The 19,889-nt window shown below is 72.7% G+C and carries 5 protein-coding genes (2 of these 5 only partly in view); all 5 read right to left on the bottom strand.

Features of this window, described 5'->3' with window-relative positions:
• Tightly spaced (each overlapping or abutting the next), the 5 genes in view from Aple_RS35675 to Aple_RS35655 form a layout consistent with a single transcriptional unit that may run on beyond the window.
• Positions 1–1,130, bottom strand: the start of a protein-coding gene (locus tag Aple_RS35675; RefSeq protein ID WP_155349159.1) for a non-ribosomal peptide synthetase. It extends 2,230 nt beyond the left edge of the window; 1,130 of the gene's 3,360 nt are visible here — the first part of the coding sequence; its start codon is at positions 1,128–1,130; its stop codon lies off the left edge, out of view.
• Complete coding sequence (locus tag Aple_RS35670; protein ID WP_155349158.1) at positions 1,127–11,158, bottom strand: non-ribosomal peptide synthetase; 10,032 nt, start codon at positions 11,156–11,158, stop codon at positions 1,127–1,129. The genes Aple_RS35675 and Aple_RS35670 overlap by 4 nt, the downstream gene beginning before the upstream one ends.
• Entirely contained in the window at positions 11,155–18,249 is a 7,095-nt protein-coding gene (locus Aple_RS35665; protein WP_155349157.1) for a non-ribosomal peptide synthetase, read from the bottom strand. The genes Aple_RS35670 and Aple_RS35665 overlap by 4 nt, the downstream gene beginning before the upstream one ends.
• Positions 18,249–19,010: a thioesterase II family protein gene (locus Aple_RS35660; protein ID WP_170321823.1), complete on the bottom strand. Its 762-nt coding sequence runs from the start codon at positions 19,008–19,010 to the stop codon at positions 18,249–18,251. The genes Aple_RS35665 and Aple_RS35660 overlap by 1 nt, the downstream gene beginning before the upstream one ends.
• Positions 19,007–19,889, bottom strand: partial view of a non-ribosomal peptide synthetase gene (locus tag Aple_RS35655; RefSeq protein ID WP_155349155.1) — the 3' portion only. It continues 5,924 nt past the right edge of the window; 883 of the gene's 6,807 nt are visible here — the last part of the coding sequence; its start codon lies beyond the right edge, outside the window; the stop codon is at positions 19,007–19,009. The genes Aple_RS35660 and Aple_RS35655 overlap by 4 nt, the downstream gene beginning before the upstream one ends.

Here is a 19,889-nt window from a genome sequence, read left to right as displayed (position 1 = left end):
GAGCCGAACATGACGTCGAACAGCGGCATCCTGGACGGGTCCCGCTCGGCCTGGAGCTCCTCCACCAGCCGCTCGAACGGAAGGTCCTGATTGTCCAGCGCGCCGAGCATCGAACCCCGGACGATCTCGACCAGCTCGGCGAAACTCGCGTCGTGGCCCCACCGCGACCGGATCACCAGCGTGTTGACCAGGAACCCCACCATCCGGTCCACTTCCGGACGGGTACGGCCGCAGACGGCGGTGCCCACCACGACATCCCTGGTGCCACAGTGGCGGCCCAGCAGCGCCTGGAAGGCGGCCAGTAGGACCATGAACAGGGTGGCCTCGTGCTCCTTGCCGAGTTCGCGCAGGCGTTCCGCGACCGGAACGGGCACCCGGAACGGCACCGTGCCACCGGTCCCGCCGCGCGCCTGCGGGCGGGGCCGGTCCAGCGGCAGCCGCATCCGGGGCAGGTCGGCGAGCTGCTCGCGCCAGTAGCCGAGGATGCGCTCGCGCAGGTCGCCGGTCAGCCGGTCGCGCTGCCAGACGGCGTAGTCGGCGTACTGGACCGGAAGCGGCGGCAGCTCCGCCTCGCCGCCTCCGGCGAAGGCGGCATAGAGGGTGCCGAACTCCTCGCCCAGGACGCCGTTGGACCAGGCGTCGCAGGCGATGTGGTGCAGCACCACGACCAGCAGGTGATCGCCCTCGGGCAGCCGGGCCAGCCGCACCCGGACCGGCCACTGGGTGGCCAGGGCGAACGGCGTCTCCGAGACCTCGGCGGCCCACAGCAGGGCGTCGTCGGTGGACAGCTCACGGAACTCGAAGTCGATCGGTCCTGGCTCGTCGACGACCTGCATGGGCTCCTCGTCCACCAGGACGTAGCGAGTGCGCAGCACCTCGTGGCGGGCCACCAGCGCCTCCCAGGCCCGGCGGGTCAGGCCGGGGTCGAGGGACGGCGGCATGCGCATCACGGTGGGCACCAGGTAGTCGGCCCCCTGCGGACCGATGCGATCCAGCACCCAGAGGCGTCGCTGCCCGAACGACAGCGGCAGCGGGCCGCCGCGGGGCACGCGCGGGATCGTGGCCCGCCGCCCGGCGCCCGCCCCGGCCAGCCGTCGCTGGATCATCTCCTCGCGGTCGGCGTCTGTCATGTCCGCCTGCCTTCCTGGGTACGCGCGTCGGCCGCGACCTCCGCGTCGGTGAGCCGGGCCACTTCGGCGCGGATCTCCGCTTCGATCGCCTGCCCGAGCCCGGCGACCGTGGGCCGTTCAAAGATCGTCCGGAACGCCAGGTCCACCTCGAAAACCTCCTGGATTCGCGCGATCAACCGGACGGCCAGAATCGAATGGCCGCCGAGCTGGAAGAAGTCGTCATGGGCGCCCACCCGGCCCAGGCCGAGCAACTCGGCCCACATCTCGGAGAGCAGCCGCTCGGCCGGGGTGGCCGGTTCCTGGTAGACGGCCCCCGCCGACGGCTCCGGAAGCGCCGCCCGATCGACCTTGCCGTTAGGAGTAAGCGGCACCGCGTCGATCCCGACGACCCGCCAGGGCACCATGGGCTCCGGCAACCGCTGCCTCAGCCACTCCAACAGCGCCGCTTCCCCGACCGCCCCAGCCCTCCGGGCCGCAGTGGCCTCCCCGGAACTCGCGGTCGCGGTGGCTTTCCCAGTCCCTGTGGCTTCCCCAGCCGCACCGGATCTCCCAGCCGCCGTGGTTCCTCCGGCAACCCCGGAACTCAAGGTCGCGGTGACCTTCCCAGTCCCTACGGCCTTCCCGGTCGCCCCGGATCTCCCAGCCGCTGTGGTTCCCCCGGACGCCCCGGAACTCACGGTCGCGGTCACCTTGCCGGCCGCCACCGTGTAGCCGATCAGCCTGCCGTTCGTTACCACGACGATCGCCTCCGCGACGTCGGGGTGAGTGGACAGGGTGGCGGCGACCTCGCCGGGCTCGACGCGGTGGCCGCGGATCTTGACCTGGTCGTCCAGACGGCCGAGCAGGTCGAGGTCGCCCGTGGCCGTCATCCGCCCGAGGTCGCCTGAGCGGTACATGCGGGAACCTGGAGGGCCGTAGGGGTCGGGCACGAATCGTTCGGCCGTCAGGGCGGGACGGCCCCGGTAGCCGCGGGCGACGCCGGCGCCGCCGATCATCACCTCGCCGGGCACGCCGCCGGGGCATGGGTCCAGCCACGGGTCGTAGACCCGTACCGAGGCGCCGGGCAAGGCCCGCCCGACGGGCATCGCCGCGCCCGGCGAGCGGGTCGCGTACACCGTGCACGCGACCGTGGTTTCGGTCGGGCCGTACTCGTTGACGAGGGTGGAGCCTGGCGCGGCGGCCAGCCAGCGGGCGGCGAGACCGGCGGCGAGGGCCTCGCCGCCGACGACCAGGACGCCGGTCTTGGGGAGGCGGCCCGCCGGGGAGGAGAGCACGGCCTCCAGGTGTCCCGGGGTCAGCTTCACGAACCCGTAAGGGCCCGCGTCGGCGACCATCCTGCCCAGGGCGGCCGGGTCCAGGCCGGGCGGAAGCAGGCGGACCTCGCCTCCGGCCAGCAGCGGCGCGAACAGCGCGGTCACCGCCATGTCGTAGGCGGCCGAGGACAGCACAGCCGAGCCTCCGGCGGCGTCGTAGCGCTCGGCTGCGTCCCGCAGGTAGCAGGCCAGCGACCGATGGCTGACCTCGACGCCCTTGGGGTGGCCGGTCGAGCCCGAGGTGTAAATCACGTATGCGAGCGTGTCCGGATCCACCACGACCGGCTCCGCCAAGGGCTCAGACCCGCATTCCCCGACGGCGAACACGGGGAGCCGGGCCGCCGTAGCCGCAGATGGCGGCGCGGCCCTCTCCCCCGAAACCGGGTCCACCAAGGCTGGCTCCGCAGAGGGTGAGCCCACCGAACCCGAGCCCGCCGAAGCCGAGTTCACCGAGGAGTCCACCGCAGCCGGGCCCATCGATGCCGGGCCCATCGAAGCCGGGTTTACCGAAGCCGGGTTTACCGAGGAGTTCACTGAGGAGTTCACTGAGGGGTTCGCCGAGGCCGGGTCCGACGTGATGAAAGCGGCCGCGTTGGCGTCGGAGAGCAGGGCTGACCGGCGGGAGGCGGGCCAGGATGGGTCCAGTGGGAGGTAGGCGGCTCCGGCGTACCAGATGCCGAGGAGGGCCGTCAGCAGGTCGGGGGTGCGGTCGAGGCAGACGCCGACGACGCTGTCCGGTGTGGTTCCGAGTCGGCGGAGTCTGCTCGCCACGCGTCTCGCGCGCAGGTCCAGTTCGCGGTAGGACAAGGTTGTGGTGGAACCGGTCACGGCGGGGGCGTCCGGTGTCGCGGCTGCTTGGGCGGCGATGCTTTCGGGTATCGGGCGGGACCACACCGGTGGGGTGATCGGCTCCTGAGGCGCGGGTGCGAGTGCGCCGAGATCGGACAGGCGTGCGCCTGGGGTGGTGGCGACCAGGTCGAGCAGGCGCAGGAAACGCGCGCTCAGCTGGTCGATCGTGTCGCGGTCGAACAAGGCGGTGGCGTAGCCGAACAGGCCGGACAGGGTGCCGTCCGGGTGGTCGTCCAGGTGCAGGTCGAGGTCGAACTTGGTGACCGCGCCGTCCAGGACGACGGGGGTCGCGCCGGGGGCTCCGGTCCAGGTGTCGTGCTCCAGGGCGAACATCACGTCGAACAGCGGGTGCCGGGACAGGTCCCGGTCGGTGGCCAGTTCCTCGACGAGGGTTTCGAACGGCATGTCCTGGTGCTGGAGGGCGTCGGTCACCGTGCGGCGGGCCGCCGCCAGCAGGTCGGTGAAGGCGGGGTCGCCGGACAGGTCGCCCCGGAGCACGAGCGTGTTGACCGTGCAGCCGACCAGTCCGGCCAGGTCGGGGTGGTCCCGGCCGGCGACGGGTGTGCCGACCGCGATGTCCCGGGCTCCACTCTGGCGGGCCAGCAGCACCTGGAAGGCGGTGAGGAGCGTGACGAACAGGGTCGTGCCCTCCCGCCGGGCGAGCTCCCGCAGGGCCCGCGCGGTCGGCTCGGGCACCTGGAAGCCGACTCCGTCCCCGGCCCAGTCCCGTACGCGCGGCCGGGGCCGGTCCAGCGCGAGCGGCAGCGCCTCCAGCCGGGCCAGGCGCTCGCGCCAGTAGGCGAGCGAGGCCGTGTCCGCCTGCCCGGCCTGCCAGGCGGTGTAGTCGCCGTACTGGAGGCGGGGCGCGGGCAGGTCCTCCCCGTCCTGGTAGAGGGCGGTGAACTCGCTGGTCAGCAGGCCGGTGGACCAGCCGTCGCAGGCGATATGGTGCAGGACGGCGACCATCAGGCAGTCCTCGCCCGGGGTGCGGAGCAGCAGGATCCTGATCGGCCACTCCCCGGCCAGGTCGAAGGGCCGCCGCGCCGCCGCCACCGCCAGCCGCGACGCGTCCTCTTCATCGGCCGCGTCGACGACCTCGAAGGGCACGGGTCCGGCGGGGTCGACTTCCTGGCGGGGTTCGCCGTCCGCCGTCACGTAGCGGGTACGCAGGATCTCGTGGCGGGCCACGATCCGCGACCAGGCCGCGCGAACGGCCTCCGCGTCGATCGGCCCGGACAGCCGGACCGCCATCGGAACCAGGTATTCCGGGCTCTCCGGGGTGAGCCGGTCCAGCACCCACAACCGCCGTTGCGCGGGCGAAAGAGGCATAGGGAGACCACGGTCGGCGAGCGGAATCGCGTCCAGGCCGGGCCTGGCGGCGAAGCCACCAGGAGCACCAGCCGGGGCACCGACGAGGGTTCCATTGGGGGCTGGAGCCGACAGGCTCGCGATGATCCTGGCGACGCCTTCGACGGTGGGATGGTCGAAGACGGCGCGCATCGGGACGGCCACGCCGAAGGTTTCCCGCAGCCGGGCGATCATGCGGACCACCAGGATGGAATGGCCGCCGAGCCCGAAGAAGTCGTCGGTGAGGCCAGGCTGGACGCCGAGCGTCTCCGCCCAGATCTCGGCCGTGCGCCGCTCGACCGGGGTACGCGGCGCGCGCCGGGCCGCGACGTGCGGCTCCTCCGGTTCCGGCAGCGCCTTGCGATCGACCTTGCCGTTGGCGTTCAGCGGGATCGCGTCGATCCGGGCGAACCGGGCGGGCACCAGGTAGTCCGGCAGCCGCTCCCCGCACCAGGCGGCCAGATCAGGATTGGGATCGCTCGCCGCGGGCACCCAGTAGGCGACCAGCGTCTCGCCCTTCGCCAGGACGAGCGCCTCGCGCACCTCCGGATGGGCCGTCAGCACGGCCTGGATCTCCCCCGGTTCGATCCGGTACGCGCGGATCTTGATCTGGTCGTCGGTACGCCCGAGGAAGTCCACGTCACCGCCAGGACGAACCCGGCCGAGGTCGCCGGTGCGGTACAGGCGCGACCCCGCGCGGCCGTACGGGTCGGGCACGAACCGCTCCGCCGTGCGGGACGGCATGCGGTTGTAGCCGCGGGCGACGCCGTCCCCGCCGATGTAGATCTCCCCGATCACCCCTACCGGGACGGGCTCGAGCCAGGCGTCCAGGACGTACATCGTGGTGTTGGGGATCGGGCGGCCGATCGGCACCAGGTCGCCGTCCACCGGGCCGGCCACGGTGTAGGTGCTGTTGGCGACGGAGATCTCGGTGGGGCCGTACTCGTTGAGCAGCCGGGTGGCGCCGGCCCTGGCCGTCCAGCGGTCCAGCACGCCGGCCGGAAAGGCGTCCGCGCCGACCGCCAGCAGCTCGGCGAGCCCGGCCGCCCGGTCGGGGTCGAGCTGGTGGGTGAGCAGCTCCAGGTGGCCGGGGGTGAGCTTGACGAAGCTGTAGGGGGCGGCGTCGGCGAGCAGCCCGCCCAGCGCGCCGGGCTCGGGGTCGGGTGGCAGCAGGTGCACCCGCTGGCCCAGCATCAGCGGGGTGAACAGGTTGGGCACCACCATGTCGAACGCGATCGAGGAGAACAGCGGCGCGCCGCCGCAGCCGTGGGCGGCGTAGCCCTCCACCGCCCACCACAGGTAGTTGGCCAGGCCACGATGCCCGATCAGGACGCCTTTGGGGCGGCCGGTGGAACCCGAGGTGTAGATCACGTACGCGAGGCCGTCCAGGTCGGCCCGGCCGGGCGGGCGGCCGGTGGGGAGGTCGTCCCAGTCGGGCGCGGTGATCAGCGTGCCGTCCCAGCCCGCCGCCCGCAGCGCCGCGCCGTACGCCGGTTCGGCGATCAGGATCCTGGCCCCCGCGTCGGCCAGCAGCGCGGCCTGGCGTTCGGCCGGGTGGGCGGGCTCCAGCGGGGTGTAGGCGGCGCCCGCCTTCCACACCCCGAGCAGCGCGGGCAGCAGGTCGTGGCCCCGGTCCAGGCAGACGCCGACGACCGACTCGGGCCCGGCGCCGAGGTCGCGCAGCAGCCACGCGGCCTGGTTGGCGCGCGCGTCGAGCTGCGCGTAGGTGCGGCGGGAGCCGTCCCAGGCAGAGACTGCGAGGGTGTCGGGCAGCAGCCGGGCCGTCTCCTCGATCACCTCCAGGGCGCTGACCTCGGGCCGGATCAGCGCGGTGGCGTTCCACTCGCCGAGCAGCCGGTCCCGCTCGCCGTCCGGCAGGCGGGCCGCGAGGGCGTCGCCGTCCGGGTCTGCCGCCATCGCGGTCAGCACCGCCTCGTACATCCCGGCCAGCCGCCCGGCGTCGGCCCGGCCGAGCACCTCGGGGCGTGAGGTCAGCGTCAGCAGGCCCGCCAGGACGGTCACCGACAGCGGGAACTCGTTCGGGCTGAGGTCGATGCTGCCCGGCAGGTCCACCAGGCCGGTGTCGACGACGGTGAAGTCCAGGTAGTTGAAGTAGATCTCGACCAGCTGCCGCCCGCCCGCCAGCTCGCGCTGGATCGCGGGCAGCGGGAAGCGCCGGTGCGGCCACATCGCGGTCTCGGCGGCGAACACCTCCCGGGTCAGCTCGCGCCAGGTCGCCGCGCCGGGCCGGTGCGGGAACGGGACGGTGTTGATGAACATCCCGTAGACGCGGTCGGCGTCCAGCACCTCGGGCCGGGTGTCGCAGACCAGCCCGGTGTGGACGGCGTCCTCGTGGGTGAGCTGGGACAGCACCTTCAGGTGCGCGGCCAGCAGCACGCTCTTGAGCGGTGTCCCCGCCGCCGCCGCCAGCCGGGCCAGCCCGGCGTGCAGCGCGTAGAGCGGGACCGCCACCTGGTACGGCTCCCGCCCGCCCGCCGGGTCGGCCCAGGCGGCGGGTACGGCCAGCCGGGCGTGATCCCGTACGACACCGGTCCAGTACGCCCGCGCGTCCGGATCCTCCAGGGTGGCGCGCTCGGCGGCGACGAAGTCGGCGTAGCGGAGCTCCGGCGTCGCGCGCGGCGGCACGGGCAGGCCGTCGCGCAGCGCGCGGTAGCAGTCGAGGAGCTCCATCAGCAAGGAGTGGTAGCTCCAGCCTTCCAGGATGGCGTGGCATTCGGTCATCGACAGCCGCCAGACGCCGTCGGTGAGGCGGTGCGCGGAGACGCGCAGCAGCGGCGGGGCCGCGAGGTCGAACAGCGTTTGGCGTTCTTCGGCGAGGAAGGCCGCGATCTTGGCGTCCTGGTCCGGGTCGCCGCGCAGGTCGTGTACGCCGACGGCCATGTCGGCGTGGTCGTGGACGAGCTGGAGCGGCTCGGCGTACCCGGTCAGGTCGATGGAGGTGCGCAGCACCTCGTGCCTGGCCACGACGATCGCGGCCGCCTCCCGGAAGGCCGGCGCGGAGAAGGGGACGGAGAAGGGGACCTCGTCGCGGAGGCTGAAGCTGGTGACGTTGTGGTAGTTGCGTACCTCGGGGTCGGCGAGCATCTCGTAGACCATTCCGGCCTGGACTCGCGACAGCGGGTAGGCGTCGGTCACGCCCGGGGGGAGGCGTTCGCGGTCGGCGGCGGAGATGAGGCTGAACGGCGGGATCGGAGTGAAGGCGTCGGGGGCGTGGCGTCCGGCGGTGTGGGCGGCGAGTCCGGCGACGGTGCGGTGCTCGAACACGTCCCGGACGGCGACGTCGAAGCCTTCGGCGCGCAGGGCTCCGGCGAGCGCGACCGCGCGCAGGGAGTCGCCGCCGAGGTCGAAGAAGTCGTCCGCGGTGCCGACCGTGTCGCGCTTGAGCACGTCCTGCCAGACCGCGGCCATGCGACGCTCGGCGGGGGTGGCGGGCGCGACGAATCCGTCCTCGCGGTCGCCGCCGGGAGGCGGGAGCGCCGCCACGGCGAGCTTGCCGGTAGAGGTGAGGGGCAGGGCGTCCAGAAACACCACGGCCGAGGGCACCATGTACGGCGGGAGGGTTTCGCGCAGGAACTCGCGCACCCCGGCTGCGGTGGCGGCCCCCTGCCCGGTGGCGGAGGCTCCTGGTCCGGCGGTGGCGGCTCCGGGTCCGGCGGGGACGGCGTAGGCGACCAGGCGGCGGGCGCCGGGAACGTCCTCGCGGGCGATCACGGCCGCGTCCGCGACGCCGGGGCAGGTCAGCAGGGCGGCGCGGATCTCGCCGGGTTCCACCCGGTAGCCCCTGATCTTCACCTGGTGGTCGGTGCGGCCGAGGAACTCCAGGTCGCCGGCGTGCGTCCAGCGGGCCAGGTCGCCGGTGCGGTAGAGGCGGGCGCCCGCCGGGCCGTACGGGTCGGGGAGGAAGCGGGAGGCGGTGAGTCCCGGCCGACCGAGGTAGCCCCGGGCCACGCCGGCCCCGCCCACGTAGAGTTCGCCCGCGACGCCGGGCGGGGCCAGGTCGCCGAACGCGTCCACGACGTAGGCGCGCAGGTCGGCCAGGGGCCGCCCGATCGGGCTGCCGGTCAGGCCGGAGGTGACGGTCTGGTGGGTGACGTGGACGGTGGTCTCGGTGATCCCGTACATGTTGACGAACTCGACGCCCGGCCAGTCGGGCAGGGCGGCCACGTCCAGGCGCTCGCCGCCGAAGACGACCAGGCGCGGCCGGTGGGCGGCGGCGCGGGCGAGCGCGGCGAAGGCCGACGGGGTCTGGTTGAGCACGGTGACCCGCTCGGCGGCCAGCAGCGCGGCGAACGCCTCCGGCTCGCGGGCGACGGCCTGCGGCACGACGACCAGCCGCCCGCCGTGAGCGAGGGCGCCCCACATCTCCCACACCGAGAAGTCGAAGGCGAAGGAGTGGAACATCGTCCAGACGTCGCTCGGGCCGAAGCGGAACCGCTCCCGGTCGGCGGTGAACAGCCGGGCCAGGTTGGCGTGCGTCACGAGCACACCCTTGGGCTGGCCGGTGGAGCCCGAGGTGTAGATCACGTACGCCAGCCGGTCGTGCTCGCCCGCCGGTTCCGGGTCGCGGTCGTTCCCACCCAGACCGACACCCTGATCGGCGCGCTGATCGACGCCCTGATCGTCGAAGCTCTGGTCGAGCCGGAGTTGGCGGCCTGGGACCAGAGGCGCGTGGGCCTCCGCTGTGACGACCAGGTCGATCCCCGCGTCGGCCACGATGAGGCGCAGCCGGTCGGCCGGATAGGCCGGGTCGAGCGGGACGTAGGCGCCGCCGGACTTGGCCACCGAGAGCAGGGCCACCACCAGGTCCGCGCCCCGCTCCAGGCAGACGCCGACCCGCGTCTCGGGGCGTACGCCTTCGGCGCGCAGGCGGTGCGCCAGGCGGTTGGCGCGGGCGTTCAGTTCGCCGTAGGTCAGCCGGTCGGTCCCGGCGACCAGCGCGATCCGGCCGGGCGCCCGGCGGGCGTGCTCCTCGAAGCGGCTCACCACGTCGGAGGTGCGCTCCTCGGCGGGCGCGCCGCTCCAGCGCAGCAGTTCGGCCCGGCCTGCCTCGTCCAGGATGGGCAGCTCGCTCAGCCGGGCCAGCGGTTCGGCGGCGACCGCGCCGAGCAGGCGGGTGAAGCGGCGGGCGAAGCCTTCGGCGGTGGCGGCGTCGAACAGGGCGGTGGCGTACTCGACGGCCCCGAGCAGGGAGCCGTCCCTGCGGCGGTGCAGGGTGAGCTGGAGGTCGAACTTGGCGGTCACCGAGGCCACCGCGACCGGCTCGGGACCCGCGTGGCTGCTGCCATTCCCGTGGGCTTCCCTGCCGCCTTCCTCGTGTGCTTCCTCGTAGGCGAAAACATGCTGGAACACCGGGTTGCGGGACAGGTCGCGGTCCGCGCCGAGCGCGTCCACCAGGCGTTCGAAGGGGAGCTCCTGGTGGGCGAACGCGCCGAGCGCCGTCTCCCTGACCCGGTCCAGCAGCTCGGCGAAGGCCGGATCGCCGCCCAGGTCGGCGCGCAATGCCAGCAGGTTGACGAAGGAGCCGACCACGCCGTCCAGCTCCGGCCGGGTCCTGCCCGTGACGGGGGTTCCCGCCACGACGTCCCGCTGTCCCGCGTACCGGCCCAGGAGCAGGAGGAACACGGCGAGCATCGTCATGTACGGCGTCGCGCCGCGAGCCCGCCCCGCCGCGGTGGCCGCCTCGGCGACTGCGGCGGGGACCTCGAAGACGGTCATCGCGCCCGAGGCGTCGCGGCGGGCGGGCCTGGGCCGGTCCGCCGGTAGCTCCACCGGGGTGAGGTCGGCGAGCCTGGCCCGCCAGTAGTCCAGATCGCGGCCTTCGGTGGGACGCGCGGCCTGCCAGGCGGCGAAGTCGGCGTACTGCACGGCGGGAGGGGGCGGCAGCGGCGTACCGGCCAGGAGCGCGGCCAGTTCCTTGCCGAGGATGCCCAGCGACCAGCCGTCGCAGGCGATGTGGTGAACGGTCAGCGCCAGCAGCGGCCCGTCCGGCGCGGGCCGCCGCAGCAGCAGCGCCCGCCACGGCCGTTCGGCCAGGTCGAAGCCGCGCCAGACCTCCTTGCCGATCGCCTCGCTCACGTCCTCGCCGTCCAGATCGGCGCAGGTCAGTTCGACCGGGGCGGGCGGGTCGATCACCTGGCGGGGTTCGCCGTCGGCCGTCACGTAGCGGGTGCGCAGGATTTCGTGGCGGGCCACCAGCGCGGACAGGGCGCGGCGTACGGTGTCGGGGTCCTGGTGGGCGGGCAGGCGCAGGACTAGCGGAACCGCGTACTCGCCGGTGCCAGGGGAGAGCCGGTCCAGGAACCACAGGCGGCGCTGCGCGGGTGACAGCGGCAGGGGCAGGGCGCGGTCGGCGCGGGGCAGCGTACGCCCGCTGCGCTGGGTCCCGCCGAGGCGGCGTTCCAGCAGCTCGCGCCGGAGTGCGGCCGAACGCGAAACACCGCGCGCCTCGGCTGCGTCCCGTATGTCGCGTGTGCCATTAATAGGTATGTCGCGGGTCATCGCGGCCCTCCTCGGGAGAGCAGCCGCTCCACCTCGGCGTCGGAAAGTCCGTCGATCTGCGCCGTCATCTCGTCCTCGACGGCCCGCGCCAGGCGGGCCACCGTGGTGGCCTCGAACAGCACGCGCAGCGGCAGGTCCACGTCGAACTCCTCGATCAGGCGATGGTGCACGCGGAGCGCGAGCAGCGAGTGGCCGCCCAGCGCGAAGAAGTCCTGGTGGACGCCGGGTTCGACGCCCAGCAGCCCGGCCCAGATGGCGGCGACCAGCTTCTCCGCCGCGGTGCCCGGCGGTTCGTCGCCTTCGGGCTGGATCGTCCCGGCGGATGGCAGGGCACGGCGGTCGAGCTTGCCGTTGGGGCCGAGCGGGAGCCGGTCGAGGCGAATCCAGGTGGCGGGCACCTGGTAGGCGGGCAGCCGCCGCCCGCAGTGCCGGATCAGGTCGTCGCTGGCCGGCGGCTCGCCGGTCCTGGGCACGTAGTAGGCGATCAAACGGTCCCGCTCGCCCACGACGACGACCTCACGTACGGCGGGGTGAGTGGCGGCCACTGCCGCAATCTCGGCGGGTTCGATCCGGAATCCGCGGATCTTGATCTGGTCGTCGGCGCGGCCGAGGAACTCCAGGTCGCCCTGGGGGGTCCAGCGCACGATGTCGCCGGTGCGGTAAAGCCGTTCGCCGGAGCGGCCAGGGTCGGGCACGAAACGTTCGGCGGTCAGCCCCGGCCGATTCACGTATCCGCGCGCGGTTCCCGCTCCTCCGGCCAGCAACTCGCCCGGCACGCCAATGGGAACCGGCTCGCCGTCGCCATCCACCACCAAGGCGCGCATGTTGTCGATCGGTACGCCGATGGGAACCGGGTCGCGATCCGCAGTCTGATGAAAGGTGACATCCACCGCGAGCTCGGTGGGCCCATAGAGGTTGTGCAGACGCGCCGAACTCGCTTCCCGGAAGCGCCGCACGGTGACAGCGGTGAGCGCCTCACCGCTACAGAACACCTCCCTGACCCCGCCCGGCAAGCGAGCTTCCACGTCGAGGAACGCATCCAGCATCGACGGAACAAAATGCAGGTGCGTGACCCGCTCCTCCTCCGCCAAAGCGGCCAGCCCGCGCGCGTCCCGGTGCAACCCCGGCGGAGCAGTCACAAGGGCAGCTCCAGTGATGAGCGGCCAGAAGAACTCCCAAACCGAAACATCGAAGGTGAACGGCGTCTTCTGCAACACCCGATCCCCCGGCCCCAGCCCGTAGGCCCGCTGCATCCACCGCAGCCGATTCACGATCGCCGCATGCTCCACCATCACCCCCTTGGGAGTCCCGGTGGACCCGGAGGTGTAAATGACATACGCGAGACCCCGAACATCCGCCTCCGGCAGGCCGCCGACCCCGTCGATCTGCTGGTCTTGGGGATCGAGCTCGGGTACGGCCAAGGCCAGCAGGTCAGGCCGGTCGATCTCCTGGCCGTCGGGATCGATGCTGGGTACAGCCGAAGCCAGCAGGCCGGACTCGTCGATCTCCTGGTCCTGGGGATCAATGCTGGGTACAGCCGAAGGCAACAGGCCGGGCCGGTCGATCCGCTGGTTTTCGAGATCGATGCTGGGTACAGCCGAAGGCAGCAGGCCGGACTCGTCGATCCCCTTGTTTCGGCGATCGACGACGGGTACAGCCGAAGGCACTAGGCCACGCCAGTCGATCTCCTGGTCTTCGGGATCGAGGGTAGGTACAGCCGAAGGCAGCAGATCGGGACGGTCGGTGATGACGGCGGCTGCGCTGGTGTCGGTGATCAGCCAGGCCAGTCGCTCGTGGGGATCCTCGGGGTCGAGAGGGAGGTAGGCGGCTCCGGCTTTGAGCACGGCGAGCAGGGCGACCACCAGGCTGGGGCCACGCTCCAGGCAGACTCCGGCAATCTCGCCCCTGCCCACCCCTGCCGCGCGCAACCGAGCTGCCAACCTGGTCGCCCGCACATCCAGCTCGGCATACGTGATCGAGCCGGAAGGGGAGAGGATGGCGACGGCGTCCGGGGTGGCGCGGGTCTGGGCGGCCACGAGCTCGTGCAGGCAGGCGGGCGGGTCCTGGACAGCGGGTCCGCTCCCCCACTCGGCCAACGACCGCCGCTCCTCCGGCCCGAGGATGGCCAGCCGGGAGATCGGCACCTCGCCGGTCGCGTCGGTCGCGTCAGTCGCGTCAGGATGGCCGGTGAGAGCGTCGAGGAGCAGAGTGAAGCGTTCGGCGAAACGCTGGATCGTCGCCCGGTCGAACAGCGCGGTGGCGTACTCGAACCGGCAGTTCAGGGTTCCGTCCGGGCGGAGGCGCAGCATCAGAGTGAGGTCGGCTTTCGCGGTCTGCCAGGCCGACAGCGCATCGTCGCCGGTGTCCGTGCCGGGATCGTCGCCGGTTTGGAGGTCGAACAGGACGCCCACCAGTGGCGTACGGGACAGGTCCCGCTCGGGCCGCAACTCGTCCACCAGCCGCTCGAAGGGAAGGTCCCGGTGCGCGAACGCCTCCAGGGCGACGGTCCTGACCCGCTCCAGCAACTCGGAGAACGCCGGATCGCCGCCGAGGTCGGCGCGCAGCACGAGCGTGTTGACGAAGAATCCGGCCATGTCGTCGAGCTCGGGCCGGTCCCGCCCATCCACGGGCACCCCAACGGCCAGATCGGTGCGGCCAGTGTGCCGGGCCAGGAACACATAGAACGCCGCCAGCAGCGTCATGAACGGCGTCGCCCCCGCCCGCCGCCCACGCTCGACCAACTCCCCGGCCGCGACCTCAAACCCGAACATCGCCCCGCGAGGATCGCGCACAGCGGGCCTGTGCCGATCCCCAGGCAGATCAAAAGCCTCAACCCCGGCCAGCCGCTCCCGCCAGAACGCAATCAGCCCAGCCAGCCGCTCCCCATCGAACACCCGCCGCTGCCAGTCGGCGAAGTCCACGTATCCCAAACGACCGGAACCACGGGCAAGAACACCAGACCCACCGACTCCTTCACCTGCCGCGACCTCGCCAGAACCACGGCCAAGAAGGCCGGACCCACCAACCCCCTCACCCCTCATCACGGCCTCGCCGGAACCACGGGCAAGAACACCAGACCCACCAGCTCCTTCACCTGCCGCGACCTCGCCAGAACCACGGCCAAGAAGGCCGGACCCACCAACCCCCTCACCCCTCATCACGGCCTCGCCGGAATCACGGGCGAGGACGCCGGGCCCGCCGGCTCCCTCACCTGTCGTGGTCTCTCTTGGATCGTTGGCGAGGAGGTCTGGGGCCTGGAGGTCGCGGGCGAGGATGGTTAGGGTTCGGGCGTCGCAGGCGATGTGGTGGATGGTCAGGGCGAGGAGGTTCTCGCCGTTGGGTAGGTGGATCAGGAGGGCTCGCCAGATCGGGCCGGTGGCGAGGTTGAAGCCGTCCGCCAGGAGTCCTGCCACCAGGGCGGCGACTTCTGTGGCTGATTCGGCGGATGCCTCGGTTAGGGGGACCTCGGTGTGGGTGTCGACGATTGCGTGTGGTTCGCCGTCGGTTGCGAGATAGCGGGTGCGCAGGACGTCGTGGCGGTGGGTCAGGGCGGCCAGGCGGGGGCGTTCCTGGCCGGGGGCGGGGATGATGAGGGGCACCACGTACTCGGGGCTGCCGGGGGTGAGGCGGTCCAGGAACCATAGGCGGCGCTGGCCGAAGGAGAGTGGGGCCGGGCCGGTGGAGGTGCGGGGGGTCAGCGGGGGCGGGGTTGCGGCGGCGGGGCCTTCCAGGTAGCGGGCCTGTGCGCGGACGGTGGTGGCGGCGAACAGTTCGGGGAGGTCCACCTCGCGGCCGGTGGCCTCGCGGAGGCGTGCCGCCAGCCTGGCCACTAGCAGCGAGTGCCCGCCGAGCTGGAAGAAGTCGTCCTCGGCGGCGGGGGAAACGTCCAGGAGGCCCTGCCAGACCTCGGCGACCAGCCGTTCCGTGGCTGTACGCGGAGGCGTCGCCGTCTCCTGCGGTAGGGGAAGCGGGAGCGCGGTCAGAGCGGCGCGGTCGATCTTGCCGCTGGTCGTCAGCGGGAAGTCGGCCACTTCGACGAGGATCGAGGGGATAAGCGGGTCCGGGAGGCGGGAGCGTAGGTCCTCGCGGAGTGCGGCGGGCGTGACCGGCGTGCGGGTGGTGAGGTGGGCGACGAGCCGGGCCGCCCCGGACGGCAGCCGGTGGGCGCTCACGACGGCCCCGCGCACCGCAGGGTGGGCGAGCAGCGCTGCCTCTACCTCGCCGGGCTCCACCCGGACACCGTTGATCTTGATTTGGTGGTCGGTCCTGCCGAGGAACTCCAGCTTTCCCGCGCTGGTCCAGCGGGCGACGTCGCCTGTGCGGTAGAGGCGTTCGCCTGGTCGGAAAGGATCCGGTACGAACCGTTCGGCTGTGAGGCCGGGACGTCCCGCGTAGCCGCGCGCGAGGCCGACTCCCCCGGCGTACAACTCCCCGGGGACTCCGACCGGGGCGCGCGTGCCGTCGGCGAGGACCAGGACGCGCAGATTGTCGATCGGTGTGCCGATGGGGACGGCGCCCTTCTCGGCGCCGACCGGGTGGCAGGTGACGTCGATGGAGCACTCGGTCGGGCCGTAGGTGTTGTGCATCTGCGCCCGGGTCAGCGCCTGTACCCGCGCACACAGGTCGGCGTGCAGCGCCTCGCCCGCGCAGAACAGCAGCCGCAGCGCCCCGCATCGCTCCCAGCCGGGCTCCTCGACCAGCAGCCGCAGCAGCGCGGGCACCACCTGCAGCACGGTCACGCCGTGGTCGCCGACGGCGCGCACCAAGGCGGCGGGGTCGCGCTCCGCGCCGTCCTCCGCGAGGACCACGGTCGCGCCGCTGACCAGGGGCGCGAAGAACTCCCACCCGGCCGCGTCGAACGTCAGCGGCGTCTTCTGCAACACCCGGTCACCGGGACCGAGACCGTGTTCCCGCACGGTCCACAGGACCCGGTTGGCAATACCGGCGTGGGTGATGACGACGCCCTTGGGCCGGCCGGTCGAACCGGAGGTGTGCATCACGTAGGCGGCGTTGTCAGCGTGGACCTCGGGCGGATCGAACACACCAATCCCACTGACGTCGATGACGGTAGCGACGTCGGTGATGTCGGTGATGTCGGTGATGTCGCTGACCTCGGAGACCTCGGAGACCTCGGAGACGTCGTCGAGGTCGTCGATCAGGACGAGGTGGCGCCCGCGTGCTGGAATCCGGTCTGCGAGGTCGCGGGAGGTGACCACCACGTCCACCCCGGCGAGCACCGCGTCCAGCCAGGCGGCGGGATGGCCGGGATCGACCGGCAGGTACGCGCCGCCGGCCTTCCAGATCGCGAGCAGCGCGGCGGGCAACCGGGGCCCCCGGCGCAGACACACCGCGACCGGCGTCTCCAGGCCGACGCCAGCCGCGCACAACCGATGGGCGAGGTCGTCGGCGTCGGCTTCCAGCTCCGCGTAGGTCAGCTCGCGCCCGCCGCCCACCACGGCCACCGCGCCTGGGGTACGCCGGACCTGCTCGGCGACCAGTTCGTGCAACGGCGGCGAGACACCCACGACCGGTCCCTCTTCACAAGACCGGACCAACCGTTCTTCACCCGGCGCGGCCATCGCGAGCCCCGCGCCCCTGACCGGTCCTTCCTCCCAGGACCGGGGCAGCCGCTCCGAACCCGGCGCGGGCTCCGCACCCGTGACTGGCCCTTCCTCCCAGGACTGCAGCAGCCGCTCCTCACCTGGCGCCGTCATCGCGAGTTCCGTGACCGGCCGGTCAGGTTCGGCGAGGACGCCGTCGAGCAGGCGCAGCAAGTGGTCGCTCATCCGCGTGATGGTGGCCTCGTCGAACAGGTCGGCCGCGTACTCGAAGGTGAGCCGGATGCCGCCGTTCTCCTCGATCATGTGGAGCGTCAGGTCCAGCTGGGAGCCCCGGCGGGTGACGTCCAGCGGGACCGCCTCGCCGATCGGCGGCAGCGCTCCGGCCTCGGCGGGCATGTTGTAGGCGAGGCGTACCAGCGGCGGCGCGGACGGGTCGTGGTCGCTGCGCAGCTCGCGTACAAGCCGTTCAAAGGGCACGTTCTGATGCCGCATCGCGCCGATCAGCGCGTCCCTGACCCGCTCAAGCACGGTACGGAAAGCCGGACGCCCGCCAAGGTCGACGCGGACCACCACCATGTTGGCGAACATGCCGACCAGGTTGTGCAGCTCGGGCTCGGTCCGCCCGGAGACGAAGCTGCCGACCGCGATATCGGCGACCCCCGTATAACGGTGCAACAGCACGCAGTACAGGCCAAGCACGGTCATGTACGGCGTCGCCCCCGCCGCCCGCCCGATCTCGCCGAGCGCCCGCACTCGCTCCGGATCGAGCAGGACCTGGAGCGAATGCCCCTCATAGGTCGGCCTGGCCGGGCGGCGCCGGTCAGCGGGGAGTTCGAGCGGTTCCAGCCCGGCGAGCCGCTGGCGCCAATAGCCGAGATCGGCGTCCAGACCGCCGCCCGCCAGCTGCTCGCGCTGCCACTGGGCGTAGTCGGCGTACCCGACCGGCAGTTCGGGGGCGGGTTCGAGGGCCGCGAGCTCGCGCAGGATCAGGGTCAGCGAGGTGCCGTCCACGGCGATGTGGTGGGCGGCGATGACCAGCACGTGGTCGCCCTCGCCGAGCCGGATCAGCTCCACCCGCCACAGCGGCCCTTGGTCGAGCCGGTAGGGGCGGGCACCGGTCTCGTACGCGCGCTGGTAGGCCAGCCGTTCCGCAGCGGCGGGCTCGGCGCGAGAAAGATCCACCAGCGGGATCTCCACCGGGACTGAGGCCGCGATCCGCATGACGGGCTCGCCGTCGCGCTCCGCCACGGTCATCCGCATCGCGTCGTGCCGGGCCACGATCGCGGCCAGCCGCCGCCGGATCTCGGCCAGGTCCACGTCCATCCGCAGCCGCCCGGCGATGACCAGGTTGAACAGCGGCACGTCGCCGGCCAGCCGGTCCATCAGCCAGACGCGTTCCTGGGCGGGCGAGAGCCGTACCGGGCCGTCGTCTTCGCGGCGGGGGACGCGGCCGCGCGGCGGGCCCGCGGAACCGGCCGCCAGGCGGGCCAGCAGGCGGCGCTTGACCTCCGACATCGGCGCTTCGATCATCAGCGGTTCACCGCCCGTACGGCGAGCAGGTCGGCGGCGATGGAGCCGGTGAGGCGGCGGCGGGACGCGGTGAAGAAGGAGTGGTCGCCGGCCAGCACCCGCAGGGTGAACTCGCCGCTCGTCTCGGCCCGCCAGGCGGCCAGCTCTGGCACGGTGACGCTCGGGTCGGCGGCGCCGCCGAAGACGGTCACGGGAACCGTCAGGGGCGGTTCGGCGCGGCGCGTCCAGGTCTCGAACACCTCGTAGTCGGCGCGTACGCCGGTCTCGAACATGGAGAAAAGACCCGGGTCGGCGAGGATCGCGTCCGGGATGACCCCCAGGCCGCGCAGGTGCGCGGTCAGCTGCTCGGTCGGCAGCCGGTGCACCAGCGTCGGCTCGACCAGGGCCGGGGCGGGGAAGGCGAAGACGGCGAGCAGTTCGGGCGGGCGCCGTCCCGACCTGGCCAGGAACGCGGCCAGCTCCCAGGCGACGAGAGCCCCCGAGCAGTAGCCGAGCAGCGCGTACGGCCGGGCGAGGTCGTCGGCCAGACCTTCGGCGAGGGCGGGAACGAGCTCGTCCATCCGCAGGTACGGCTTTTCGCGGAGGCGGCTCTCGCGCGCCGGGAATCGTACCCCGCACAGGTCGATCTCCGGGGGCAGGTCGTCGGCCCAGTCGCGGAAGGTCGCGCCGCCGCCCCCCGCGTGCGGGAAGCAGATCAGCCGGATCGCGCCGTCTCCGGCCGGGCGGAATCGGGCCAGCCAGGGGTTCCTCGGGTCGGTCACGGCTTCTCCTCCAGCGTCCGGTCCTGCGGCGTCCGGTGGGCCGCGACTTCCGGCGACCGGCTCATGGCGTGCACGGTCGGATGGTCGAAGGCCCAGCTCAGCGGCAGCTCGACGGCCAGCTCCGCGGACAGCCGCCCGACCAGTACGGGCGCGAGCAGGCTGTGCCCGCCGACATCGAAGAAGTCGTCGTGCCCACCGACGTCACGGCCGAGCACCTCGGCCCAGACGGCGGCGATCCGCCGTTCCAGCGGGGTGGCGGGGACGGCTTGGACGGGTTCCTGGGCGGGAAGGGGGTCCTCGGCCAGGGAGCGGCGGTCGATCTTGCCGGTGGCGGTGCGGGGCAACTCGTCGCGGAGCACGACCTGGGCAGGGATCAGATGCGCGGGCAGCCGAGCGGCCAGGGCCCGCCGCAGCCCGTCCGGGGTGCAGCTCCCAGCCGGCACAACATACGCGACGAGCCTGTGCCCGATGTCTTCGTGCCCGACGTTTCCGTCGCCGGCGTTTACGTGCCCGCTGCTTTCGTGCCCAGCGTCTTTGTGTCCGGCGACTTCGTGTCTGGCGGCCTCCGGCACGGCCACGACGGCGGCTTGGGCCACCTCGGGGAGTTCTTCGAGGACGGTTTCCACCTCGCCTGGTTCGACCCGCACTCCGCGGATCTTGACTTGGTGGTCGGCCCGGCCGAGCAGCTCTACCTGCCCGTCGGTACGAACCCTGGCCAGGTCGCCGGTGCGGTAGAGGCGCTGTCCCGATCCCGCCGGGTCCGGGAGGAAACGTTCGGCGGTCAGTGCGGGCCGTCCCAGGTAGCCCCGGGCCAGGCAGGCGCCGCCGACGTACAGCTCGCCGGGAACGCCCATCGGCATGGGGTTTCCCCGCCGGTCG

Source organism: Acrocarpospora pleiomorpha (assembly GCF_009687885.1).
Taxonomy (GTDB): domain Bacteria; phylum Actinomycetota; class Actinomycetes; order Streptosporangiales; family Streptosporangiaceae; genus Acrocarpospora; species Acrocarpospora pleiomorpha.
This window is presented reverse-complemented; position numbering and strand designations above follow the sequence as displayed.